Origin of the sequence: Photorhabdus antumapuensis, assembly GCF_020387775.1 — a bacterium.
Classification (GTDB): domain Bacteria; phylum Pseudomonadota; class Gammaproteobacteria; order Enterobacterales; family Enterobacteriaceae; genus Photorhabdus; species Photorhabdus antumapuensis.
In genome coordinates, this window is the sequence record NZ_JAHZMK010000008.1 from 41,113 (window position 1) to 53,326 (window position 12,214).

The following is a 12,214-nucleotide window of genomic DNA, read 5'->3' on the forward strand; positions in this document are numbered from 1 at the left end:
CTACACCCTAACAGGGAGTATTATTATGTCAATCGATTGGAATTGGGGCATCTTTTTGCAAGCTGCCCCTTTCGGTAATACGACTTATCTAGGCTGGTTGATAGCTGGATTCCAGGTGACGATTGCCTTGTCTATCTGCGCCTGGATTATCGCTTTCATTGTCGGCTCACTGTTCGGCATCTTACGCACTGTTCCCAATAAAATATTATCTGGGATAGGTACCTGTTATGTTGAGCTCTTTCGTAACATACCGCTTATAGTTCAATTTTTTATCTGGTATCTGGTTGTACCTGAATTACTACCAGAAAAAACCAGTCAGTGGTTTAAAACTGAACTGGACCCTAATATTCAATTTTTTCTCTCATCCACTATCTGTTTAGGTCTTTTCACCGCTGCACGGATGTGTGAGCAGGTTCGTGCCGCCATACAATCACTACCACGCGGTCAAAAATCAGCTGGGCTGGCAATGGGGCTAACTCTGCCACAAACCTATCGCTATGTCCTATTACCCAATGCCTATCGGGTGATCATTCCACCCATGACGTCAGAAATGATGAATCTGGTAAAAAACTCCGCCATCGCCTCCACTATTGGTCTGGTAGATATGGCAGCACAAGCAGGTAAATTACTTGATTACTCAGCACATGCTTATGAAACATTTACGGCGATTACACTAGCCTATATCGGAATCAATCTGGTGATTATGCTTGCCATGCACTTGCTTGAGAAAAAAATGCGTTTACCGGGTAATATTGGAGGTCAATAAATGTACGAGTTTGACTGGAGTTCGATTATCCCCAGTATTCCGTTTCTGCTACAAGGCTTAGTCATTACAGCAAAAATCACGATTATTGCTGTTGTTGTCGGTATTCTCTGGGGAACCGTACTGGCCGTTATGCGCCTCTCTTCTGTAAAAGTACTGAGCTGGTTTGCCACTTTATATGTCAATCTGTTCCGTTCTGTGCCACTGGTTATGGTACTGTTATGGTTCTATCTGATTGTGCCTAGCCTAGTGCAGAACGTTCTGGGGATTTCTCCGAAAACAGATATTCGTTTAATTTCAGCTATGGTCGCATTTGCCTTTTTCGAAGCGGCTTATTATTCAGAAATTATCCGGGCGGGAATTCAGAGTATCTCCCGCGGGCAATCTTCAGCGGCATTAGCATTGGGTATGACACCAATGCAAAGTATGAGACTGGTTATCCTGCCTCAAGCATTCCGTGCGATGACCCCGCTGTTGCTGACACAGGGTATCGTACTGTTTCAAGACACCTCATTGGTGTATGTGCTCAGTCTAGCGGACTTTTTCCGTACTGCGGCAAATATCGGTGAGCGTGATGGCACTCAGGTCGAAATGATCCTATTTGCTGGTTTGGTTTATTTTATTATTAGTATTGCCGCATCTATGCTGGTTAATTATTTGAAGAAAAGGACTGTTTGATGATCTCCCTGAAAAATGTATCCAAGTGGTATGACCAATTTCAGGTTCTCTCCGACTGCTCAACCGAAGTTAAAAAAGGTGAAGTCGTTGTGGTCTGTGGCCCATCTGGCTCAGGCAAATCTACCCTGATAAAAACGGTTAATGGTCTGGAATCCATCCAACAGGGTGAAATTCTGGTTAATGACATTAAAGTTAATGATAAAAACACCAATCTGGCACAACTACGTTCTAAAGTCGGCATGGTGTTCCAGCATTTTGAACTGTTCCCCCATCTATCCATCATTGAGAATTTAACTCTAGCGCAAATTAAAGTGCTTAATCGTGATAAAAAAGCAGCGGAAGAAAAGGGGTTGAAATTACTTGAACGCGTTGGGCTTGCCAGTCAAGCGAATAAATTCCCGTCTCAACTTTCCGGTGGTCAACAGCAACGTGTAGCAATCGCCCGTGCCCTTTGTATGGACCCGATTGCCATGCTATTTGACGAACCTACCTCCGCACTCGACCCTGAAATGATCAATGAAGTGCTCGATGTCATGGTTAAACTCGCAGATGAAGGGATGACCATGATGGTTGTTACTCACGAAATGGGCTTCGCCCGTAAAGTAGCCAACCGAGTTATCTTTATGGATGAAGGCAGAATTGTTGAAGATAGCAAAAAAGAAGATTTCTTTGCGAATCCAAAATCAGATCGCGCCAAAGAATTTCTAGCTAAAATTCTTCACTAAACACCAGCTTGCTCCCGGTGAGGACGCCTGTCACCACCGGATTTTCCCTCATAACCTCTGTTGCTGGCGTATCAAATCAGATATGCTATGCCGACCTCATATTTTACCAACTAAATGATTGCTACAAGCGTAGCTTTTTACTCACCATAGGATCATCGGTGCCATGCAAGAACAATACCGTCCAGAAGATATAGAGCCGCAAGTTCAGCTTCACTGGCAAGAGAAGCAAACTTTCAAAGTGACAGAAGACAACAGCAAAGAAAAATATTACTGCCTGTCCATGCTACCTTACCCTTCTGGTCGACTACACATGGGCCATGTACGCAACTACACTATTGGCGATGTTATCTCCCGCTATCAGCGTATGCTTGGCAAAAATGTCTTGCAACCTATCGGTTGGGATGCATTTGGCCTGCCCGCAGAAGGCGCCGCAGTAAAAAACAATACCGCACCTGCTCCGTGGACCTATGCCAACATCGAATATATGAAAGTCCAATTGAAAACACTGGGCTTCGGCTACGACTGGGATCGTGAAGTCACAACCTGTACCCCGGAATATTACCGTTGGGAGCAGTGGTTCTTCACCAAATTGTATGAAAAAGGCTTGGTTTATAAAAAAACCTCCGCAGTTAACTGGTGTCCCCACGATCTGACCGTTCTGGCTAATGAACAAGTGGTCGATGGCTGCTGTTGGCGCTGTGATAGCAAAGTTGAACGTAAAGAAATTCCACAGTGGTTTATCAAAATCACTGATTATGCCGAAGAGTTGTTAAACGATCTGGATACGCTGGAAGAGTGGCCGGAGCAGGTCAAAACCATGCAGCGCAACTGGATTGGTCGCTCCGAGGGAGTAGAGATCACCTTTGATGTGGCTGATAGTCAGGAGAAGCTAACCGTCTATACCACTCGTCCTGATACGTTCCTGGGTGCCACTTATGCTGCGGTTGCCGCAGGTCATCCCCTGGCAAAACAAGCAGCAGCAAATAACCCTGAACTAGTTGCTTTCATTGATGAGTGCCGTAATACCAAAGTTGCCGAAGCAGATATGGCAACAATGGAGAAGAAAGGCATGGCAACCGGTATGTTTGCCATTCATCCATTGACCAAAGAGAAAGTAGCAATTTGGGTTGCAAACTTCGTCCTGATGGAATACGGCACCGGTGCTGTCATGTCAGTTCCCGGCCACGATCAACGCGACTGGGAATTTGCGACAAAATATAACCTGCCAATAAAAGCCGTTATTCTGGACAGTGAAGGCAATGAACCAAACGTCCATGAAGTACCTGTGACAGATAAGAATATCCTGTTTAATTCTGGTGAATTTAGCGGTCTGAATCACGAAGATGGTTTCAATGCTATTGCTGATAAACTGGTGGAAATGGGCGTAGGTAAGCGTAAAGTCAACTATCGTCTGCGTGACTGGGGGGTTTCTCGTCAACGTTATTGGGGCGCTCCTATTCCAATGGCAACGCTGGAAGATGGCACAGTTGTTCCGGTTCCAGCAACTCAACTGCCAGTTATTCTGCCGGAAGATGTCAAAATGGACGGCATCACCAGCCCAATTAAAGCTGATCCTGAGTGGGCGAAAACTACTATCAACGGCCAGCCAGCATTACGTGAAACAGATACCTTCGATACTTTTATGGAGTCTTCCTGGTACTACGCTCGCTACACCTGTCCAGATTATGACAAGGGCCTGCTCAATCCAGCAGCAGCTAACTATTGGCTGCCAGTTGACCAATACATTGGTGGTATCGAACATGCCATCATGCACCTGATGTATTTCCGTTTCTTCCATAAATTGATGCGCGATGCTGGCCTGGTAAATTCCAATGAACCCGCTAAGCGCCTGTTATGTCAGGGCATGGTTCTAGCAGATGCTTTTTATTACATCGGCAAAGATGGCGAAAAAATCTGGGTTTCCCCAGCTGATACTATTGTTGAGCGTGATGATAAAAGCCGTATCATTAAAGCAACGGATAAAGAAGGCCATGAGCTGGTTTATACCGGCATGAGCAAAATGTCAAAATCCAAAAACAACGGTATTGACCCACAATCGATGGTAGAAAAATATGGTGCTGATACCGTTCGCCTGTTTATGATGTTCGCTGCGCCACCAGAGCTGACGCTAGAATGGCAAGAATCCAGTGTTGAAGGAGCAAATCGCTTCCTGAAACGTGTATGGCGCCTAGTTTATGAACATAGCAGCAAAGGGGCAACTCAACCGCTAGACATCAAAAACCTAACAGTGGAACAAAAAGATCTATTCCGAGATCTGCACAAAACCATTGCTAAAGTCACAGATGATGTCGGTCGCCGCCAGGCATTCAATACTGCTATCGCTGCCGTAATGGAATTAATGAATAAACTGGCCCGCGCACCACAAGAAACTGAGCAGGATCGCGCTCTGATGCAAGAGGTTCTGCTGGCAGTTGTCCGTATGTTGTCACCAATAACTCCTCATGCTTGCTTTATTATGTGGCAAGCACTGGAGGGTGAAGGTGATATTGACACAGCTGATTGGCCACAAGCTGATGAACAGGCAATGGTTGACGATACCAAGTTAGTCGTCATTCAAGTTAACGGTAAAGTGCGTGGTCGTGTTACTGTGCCAGCAGAGGCGACTAAAGAGTATGTTCATGATATGGCAGCAAAAGAGTATGGTGTGGCGAAATACCTTGAAGGCGTCACTATTCGCAAAGTCATTTATGTACCAGGCAAACTGCTGAATCTGGTCGTCGGCTGATAAAGGAGGCAATGTGCGACATTGTATTTTAACGCTATTGCTGGGGTTAGCGGTGCTGGTCACCGCTGGCTGCGGTTTTCATCTGCGCGGCACCACTCAGGTGCCAGCGGAACTCAAAAAGCTGCAATTAACAAGCAGTGACCCATATGGGCCACTGGCCCGTTCCGTTCGCCAACAGCTTCGTCTGAATAACGTCACTATCCTTGAGGATGGTAGCGCTGATGTTCCTGTTTTGAAGTTAATTGGCTCTTCTGAAAATAAAGATACTGTCTCTGTTTTCCAAGATGGTAAGGCGGCAGAACGCCAATTGACACTAAATGTCGATGCTCAGGTTATTATGCCAGATGGTAGCGTATACCCGCTGCAATCCAGGGTTGACCGCTCTTTTTTCGACAATCCATTAGAGGCCCTGGCGAAAGATGCTGAAAACGAGATAATCAATCAGGAAATGCGTGAACAAGCTGCTCGCCGGTTAGTTCGCCAGTTATTGACCGTTCACAACGCAGAAAAGCAGAAAGCCAGAGAAAAACAGGTGGGACAGCAAGCTGCGCAAGCACAATGATCAAACTCTATCCCGAACAACTGATTTCGCAGCTCAATGAGGGGCTGCGAAACTATTATCTGATATGGGGTAATGAACCCCTACTATTACAGGAAAGCCAGGATCATATCCGCAAGGCTGCTGAAAAACATGCCTTCACTGAACACTTCGCCTATACGCTGGATAATCACACCGAGTGGGATGAGATATTCAATATTTGTCAGTCATTAAGTCTGTTTGCTAGCCGTCAAACACTCACTTTACTACTGCCGGAAAATGGCCCTAACGCAACCATAGCCGAACAACTGCTGAAACTGGCAGGACTACTTCACCCAGATATACTGCTAATACTACGTGGTTTGAAATTGACCAAGGCTCAGGAGAACAGTAACTGGTTCAAGATACTAGGAAAAAACGGTGTTTATGTCAGTTGTCAGACACCCGAACAGAACCGTCTGCCGCAATGGGTTGCACAACGGGCCAAAGCCATGAAATTGATGCTGGAAGAACAAGCTAATCAACTACTGTGTTATTGTTATGAAGGAAATTTACTGGCGTTAACTCAGGCACTTGAGCGACTCTCACTGCTATACCCAGATGGTAAACTGACCTTACATCGTGTCGAAAATGCGGTGAATGACGCGGCTCACTTTACACCCTATCACTGGGTAGACTCGCTATTATCAGGTAAAGCCAAACGAGCCTGGCATATTCTGAAACAGTTAAAACAGGAAGATTGCGAAGCTGTTATTCTATTACGTACCGTACAGCGTGAATTATTGCTGCTACTCACGCTGAAACGTCAAAGTACCACAACCCCGATGAAAACATTGTTAGATCAGCATCGGGTATGGCAAAACCGCCGTCCATTACTGACAAGCGCACTGCAACGTCTCACTCAACATGATTTGCAGCGAGCAATTCATTTACTTGTACAGATGGAACGCCAGATCAAACAGGATTACGGCCAGTCTATTTGGTCAGATTTAGAAACGCTTTCCATGCTGTTATGTGGAAAAACCTTACCTGAGAGCTTTTTTAATGCCTCATACCATTGATTCTACTTGCTCGAAACAACCCGTTATTCAAGCATTATTTGGTGGAACATTCGATCCCATCCATTACGGGCACTTGCAGCCAGTTGAAACCCTGGCATATCAAACTGGCCTGAAGCAAGTGATTTTACTACCAAATCACGTCCCCCCACACCGCCCACAACCGGAAGCCACTGCACAACAGCGGCTTGAAATGGTACAACTGGCAGTACAGGATAACCCACTGTTTACCGTCGATAAGCGTGAACTGGAGCGCACTACCCCCTCTTACACAATTGATACGCTAGAGTCATTCCGTCAGGAACTTGGTAACAAACAACCACTAGCATTTATAATCGGCCAAGATGCTTTGTTATCACTGCACACTTGGCATTGTTGGCAAGAATTGCTGAGTTTCTGCCATTTGCTGGTTTGTGCTCGGCCCGGTTATCAAACTCAGCTTTCCACAACTGAAATGCAACAATGGCTTACAAAACATCAAATCTGCGATCCAAGCCAGCTTGGCAGTAAACCTAATGGTTATATCTATCTGGCAGATACACCTCTGCTACCGATCTCAGCAACAGACATCCGTCAACGCCACCAGCAAGGGTTAAGTTGTGACGATTTACTCCCCCTTTCAGTACAGAAGTATATAGATTCACAGGGGTTATATCGCCAATAGCGAAATCTACCTCGATTAGTCGCTTAGTTGGCTTACCCTTAAGTGACCTGACATGCTATTATTCCGCACTATTTAATCAATTGTGATAAAAAATAAGGATGAGCCTTTTGCAAGGTAAAGAACTCCAGCAGTTTGTTATTGATAAGCTTGAAAACTCCAAAGCACAGGATATTGTTTCCCTTGATGTCCAAGGGAAATCCAGTATTACCGATTGCATGATCGTCTGCACCGGAACTTCCAACCGCCATCTGATGTCTGTCGCAGATAATCTGGTTGATGACTGTCGTGCGAGCGGCCTTATCCCACTTGGCGTTGAAGGACAAGGCGTATCTGATTGGATTGTCGTAGACCTCGGTGAAGTTATCGTACATGTCATGCAAGAAGAGAGCCGCCGCATGTACGAACTTGAAAAGCTCTGGAGCTGAGTTTGAAGCTGCAATTAATCGCTGTAGGTACAAAAATGCCGGACTGGATACAGGCCGGCTTTACAGATTATTTGCGTCGTTTTCCCAACGACATGCCATTTGATCTGATAGAAATTCCGGCTGGCAAACGGGGCAAAAATGCGGATATTAAACGCATTCTGGAAAAAGAAGGCGAACAAATGCTGGCCGCTGTCGGCAAAGGCAGTCGTATTATTACCCTGGACATTCCGGGTTCCCGTTGGGAAACGCATCAACTGGCGCAACAGCTTGAACATTGGAAACGAGATGGTAGAGATGTCAGTTTGTTGATAGGTGGGCCCGAAGGTCTCGCTCCGGCATGTAAAGCTGCCGCAGAACAAAGCTGGTCACTGTCACCACTGACCTTACCCCATCCTCTGGTCCGAGTTTTGGTTGCGGAAAGCCTGTACCGGGCATGGAGTATTACGACCAATCATCCCTATCATCGGGAATAATTTGGTTATCAACGGATAAAAGCGAATTCTGGCAATGGGATGAAGAATAAACGTACCCCTTTTCGTGATTATACGGCTGAATCAGCCCTATTTGCTCGCCGCGCATTGGTGGCGTTTATTATCATCCTGGTACTGACTGGTATCCTGGTTGCCAATCTTTACCATTTACAAATCACCCGCCACGAAGACTATCAAACCCGTTCAAACGAAAACCGTATTAAACTGGTTCCCATTGCGCCAAGCCGCGGTATCATCTATGACCGCAACGGTACGCCATTGGCACTTAATCGAACTATCTATCAGTTAGAAATCATACCTGAAAAGGTAGAACACCTTGAGCAAACGCTGAATGATTTACGTAATGTTATCGATCTGACTGACGAAGATATTGCCAACTTTGAAAAAGAGCGTAAACGCTCGCGCCGCTTTACCTCTATTCCATTGAAAACTTCACTTGATCATATTCAAGTAGCACGCTTTGCCGTTAACCAATATCGTTTCCCTGGTTTTGAAATAAAAGGCTACCAACGCCGCTTCTATCCTTATGGTTCAGCACTGACACATATCATCGGCTATGTTGCTAAAATTAATGATAAAGATGTAGAACGATTGGATAAAGAAGGTATTTTACCTAATTACGCAGCTACCCATGATATCGGCAAACTGGGTATTGAACGCTATTATGAAACTATTTTACACGGCAAAACGGGTTATGAAGAAGTCGAAGTGAATAACCGAGGCCGGGTGATTCGCCAATTACATGAACAACCACCACAGGCCGGACAAGATATTTACCTCACTATCGATCTCGAATTGCAGATTTACATTGAGAAACTCCTCACAACCAGCCGTGCTGCGGTCGTTGTCAGTGATCCACGTAATGGGGAAATTCTGGCACTGGTATCTAACCCAAGCTATGATCCAAACCTATTCGTAAACGGTATCTCCAATAAGAACTACCAGGAGCTATTAAACAATCCTGATAGGCCGCTTATTAATCGTGCTACTCAAGGAATCTATCCTCCAGCTTCGACAGTGAAACCTTTTATTACCGTTGCAGCACTAAGTACAGGCGTTATCAATAAAAATACCACCATTTTTGATCCGGGTTGGTGGCAATTACCGGGTTCAGAAAAACGCTACCGTGACTGGAAACGTTGGGGACACGGTAGTCTCAATGTACATAGAGCCATTGTAGAATCGGCGGATACTTTCTTCTATCAAGTTGCCTATGATATGGGAATTGATCGTCTATCTGAGTGGATGACCAAGTTTGGCTATGGCGAATATACTGGAATCGACCTAGCCGAAGAACGCACCGGTATCATGCCTACCCGCGAATGGAAACAAAGAAAATATAAAAAACCTTGGTATCAAGGAGATACCATTCCTGTGGGTATCGGCCAGGGATATTGGACAGCAACCCCCATTCAAATGGTAAAAGCGCTGATAACCTTAATTAACGACGGTAATGTAAAAACACCACATCTTCTGCTAAGCAAGAAGCTGAAAGGTGAGATGATCCCTTATCAACAAATAGAAAATATTCAGATCGGTGATATCCATTCAGGATATTGGGAATTGGCAAAAAGCGGCATGTACGGTGTTGCTAACCTGCCAAACGGTACCGGCCACAAGAGTTTTACCGGTACGCCTTATAAAGCAGCGGTCAAATCGGGAACAGCACAGGTCTACAGTTATGAAACCTACAATGCTAGTAAAATTGCTGAGCATTTACGGGATCATAAGCTGATGATCGCTTTCGCTCCTTATGAAAATCCGACAGTAGCCCTTTCCATTATTTTAGAGAATGGTGGTGCAGGTCCAGCAGTGGGAACCCTTGTTCGCCAAATCCTCGACCATGTACTATTAGGGGATAACAACACAACATTGCCGAATGCTGTCCCTACACCTCCCGGAACAGAAAGTGACTGATTAACACCATGACAGAAAACCAAAAAAGGGCTCCTCTCTGGACCAGATTACATATCGACCTACCGTTACTCGTGTGCATTTTGGCATTGCTGATATACAGCGCTTTTGTTATGTGGAGTGCCAGTGGTCAAGATATGGGTATGATGGAGCGCAAAATTAGCCAAATTGGTGCTGGGCTGGTTGTCATGCTCATCATGGCGCAAATTCCACCAAGAGTTTATGAAAGCTGGGCGCCCCATCTCTATATTGTTTGTGTCATTTTACTGATTTTTGTCGATGCTTTCGGGCAAATAAGTAAAGGTGCCCAACGCTGGCTGGATTTAGGGATCATCCGCTTCCAACCTTCAGAGATTGCCAAGATAGCCGTACCACTGATGATCGCACGCTTTATGAACCGCGATTTATGCCCCCCATCACTGAAAAATACAACTATCGCTCTGATGCTCATTTTTCTGCCCACTTTACTGGTTGCCGCTCAGCCAGACCTAGGGACCTCAATTCTGATCGCAGCTTCTGGCCTGTTTGTCCTGTTCCTTTCGGGCATGAGCTGGCGGTTGATCGGTATCGCAGCTCTACTGTTAGCCTGTTTTATCCCCATCTTGTGGTTCTTCCTGATGCATGGCTATCAACGCGATCGCGTCATGATGTTACTTGATCCAGAAAGCGATCCTCTTGGTAAGGGTTACCATATTATTCAATCAAAAATCGCGATTGGCTCCGGTGGTTTATCAGGTAAAGGCTGGCTATTAGGAACACAATCTCAATTGGAATTTCTGCCAGAACGTCATACAGATTTCATATTTGCCGTACTGTCGGAAGAACTTGGTTTGATTGGCGTACTACTGTTATTAACATTATATATGTTATTAATTACGCGTGGGCTGGTTATTGCAACCAGAGCACAGAACACTTTTGGCCGGGTTATGGTTGGCGGCCTAATGTTAATTCTATTTGTTTATATCTTCGTCAATATCGGCATGGTGAGTGGTGTCCTGCCTGTAGTAGGCGTTCCTTTGCCATTTGTCAGTTATGGCGGCTCAGCGTTAATCGTCTTAATGGCGGGTTTCGGCATTATCATGTCGATTCACACACACAGAAAATTGTTGTCCAAAAGTTTATAGAGAAGAGGTTTCAATGCGTCAACACTGGCTTATACTCAGCATGATTGCAGCCCTGCTATCTGGCTGTACTACTCCTGACAAACCAAAACTTTCCCCGTTACCAGCAGTACCAACGCAGGATGTTCTGGGTGCAGAACCTCGCTATGAGCCTTATCATCCTAGCGCCAATAATGATTATCAGATGAACGGACATACTTATCACATTGTGCAAGCCCCCTCTCAGTTTAGTGAGACAGGTTATGCTAGTTGGTACAGTGAAGAATCTAGCGGCAAAATGACCGCAATTGGTGAACGTTTTAATCCTTATGCGCTGACAGCCGCCCATCCTACCCTGCCAATTCCAAGTTATGTCCGTGTGACCAACTTGAGCAATGGCCGCATGATGATTGTTAGAGTCAATGACCGTGGTCCTTATAAACCAGGGCGAATTATCGATCTATCGAAGGCTTCCGCTGAGCGGTTAAACCTGACTCAAAGTACCAAAGTTAAGGTTGATTTTATTGAGGTTGCCCAGGATGGTTCTGTATCTGGTCCCGGTACCATTGGCAGCCAGATAGTTAAACAGAGTTACGCTCTACCGGGTAGACCAACGCTGACAACCAGCCCATTAGGAACACCAACAATGGAGAATATCCCTGATCAGACTGGCAGCCAGCCCTTAACAAATCAGCCGATGAAACTGACGGTACAACCGGAAGCGACTGAGCAACTACCCGCAATGAAGCTGCAACCACCTAAACCTGTTACAAATAGTACTTCAATAGTCACAACGCCAACAACCGTATCAGCAAATAGTTTTATGGTTCAGGTTGGCGCTGTTAGCAATGAGCAACGAGCAAAAGAGTGGCAACAAACACTGGAGCAACGCTTTAATGTTCAAGGACGCGTAACTCAATATAGTAACGTTTATCGTGTACAATTAGGGCCATTTAACAATCGCCAGCAAGCTGCCGATTTACAACAAAAACTGGCTGACCAGATACAACAATCTTCTTTTATCGTCAGTCCCTAATCGTTCTCTTACTGATATCTCACTTTGATCCAGATATCAGTAAGAGGAGTAAAAAAATGTAAACCTAAGTCTTGTC

General features: G+C 45.3%; 12 protein-coding genes. All 12 read left to right on the forward strand.

Translation table 11 applies throughout. The annotated features are described in order from the left end of the window. Positions 1–25: 25 nt before the first annotated feature. The 12 genes from KZ793_RS01435 (at position 26) to rlpA (ending at position 12,138) form a co-directional block, all read left to right on the forward strand. Positions 26–766 (forward strand): amino acid ABC transporter permease, encoded by a 741-nt coding sequence (locus tag KZ793_RS01435; RefSeq protein ID WP_225812882.1) that lies wholly within the window; start codon positions 26–28, stop codon positions 764–766. Beyond that, complete coding sequence (gltK, locus tag KZ793_RS01440) at positions 767–1,441, forward strand: glutamate/aspartate ABC transporter permease GltK (RefSeq protein WP_046397275.1); 675 nt, start codon at positions 767–769, stop codon at positions 1,439–1,441. After that, positions 1,441–2,166 (forward strand): amino acid ABC transporter ATP-binding protein, encoded by a 726-nt coding sequence (locus tag KZ793_RS01445; RefSeq protein ID WP_118987239.1) that lies wholly within the window; start codon positions 1,441–1,443, stop codon positions 2,164–2,166. The genes gltK and KZ793_RS01445 overlap by 1 nt, the downstream gene beginning before the upstream one ends. Before the next feature lie 163 nt (positions 2,167–2,329). After that, positions 2,330–4,912: a leucine--tRNA ligase gene (gene leuS / locus KZ793_RS01450; RefSeq protein WP_225812884.1), complete on the forward strand. Its 2,583-nt coding sequence runs from the start codon at positions 2,330–2,332 to the stop codon at positions 4,910–4,912. A gap of 13 nt (positions 4,913–4,925) precedes the next feature. Further along, on the forward strand, positions 4,926–5,474 hold the full coding sequence (gene lptE, locus KZ793_RS01455) for an LPS assembly lipoprotein LptE (protein ID WP_225812885.1): 549 nt from the start codon (positions 4,926–4,928) through the stop codon (positions 5,472–5,474). After that, on the forward strand, positions 5,471–6,511 hold the full coding sequence (gene holA / locus KZ793_RS01460; RefSeq protein WP_225812887.1) for a DNA polymerase III subunit delta: 1,041 nt from the start codon (positions 5,471–5,473) through the stop codon (positions 6,509–6,511). Before lptE ends, holA begins: the two co-directional genes overlap by 4 nt. After that, complete coding sequence (gene nadD / locus KZ793_RS01465; protein WP_225812890.1) at positions 6,495–7,172, forward strand: nicotinate-nucleotide adenylyltransferase; 678 nt, start codon at positions 6,495–6,497, stop codon at positions 7,170–7,172. Before holA ends, nadD begins: the two co-directional genes overlap by 17 nt. A 98-nt stretch (positions 7,173–7,270) precedes the next feature. Then, positions 7,271–7,597 (forward strand): ribosome silencing factor, encoded by a 327-nt coding sequence (rsfS, locus tag KZ793_RS01470; RefSeq protein WP_191214694.1) that lies wholly within the window; start codon positions 7,271–7,273, stop codon positions 7,595–7,597. Positions 7,598–7,599: 2 nt separating this feature from the next. Continuing rightward, positions 7,600–8,070, forward strand: a complete 471-nt coding sequence (gene rlmH / locus KZ793_RS01475) for a 23S rRNA (pseudouridine(1915)-N(3))-methyltransferase RlmH (protein ID WP_225812892.1) — start codon at positions 7,600–7,602, stop codon at positions 8,068–8,070. Positions 8,071–8,109: 39 nt separating this feature from the next. Beyond that, positions 8,110–10,005, forward strand: a complete 1,896-nt coding sequence (gene mrdA, locus KZ793_RS01480; RefSeq protein WP_225812894.1) for a peptidoglycan DD-transpeptidase MrdA — start codon at positions 8,110–8,112, stop codon at positions 10,003–10,005. A gap of 8 nt (positions 10,006–10,013) precedes the next feature. After that, positions 10,014–11,126, forward strand: a complete 1,113-nt coding sequence (mrdB, locus tag KZ793_RS01485; protein ID WP_225812896.1) for a peptidoglycan glycosyltransferase MrdB — start codon at positions 10,014–10,016, stop codon at positions 11,124–11,126. A gap of 13 nt (positions 11,127–11,139) precedes the next feature. Continuing rightward, the gene (gene rlpA, locus KZ793_RS01490) at positions 11,140–12,138 is read left to right on the forward strand and encodes an endolytic peptidoglycan transglycosylase RlpA (RefSeq protein WP_225812900.1); all 999 of its coding nucleotides are present in this window, start codon (positions 11,140–11,142) and stop codon (positions 12,136–12,138) included. The last annotated feature ends 76 nt before the right edge of the window (positions 12,139–12,214 follow it).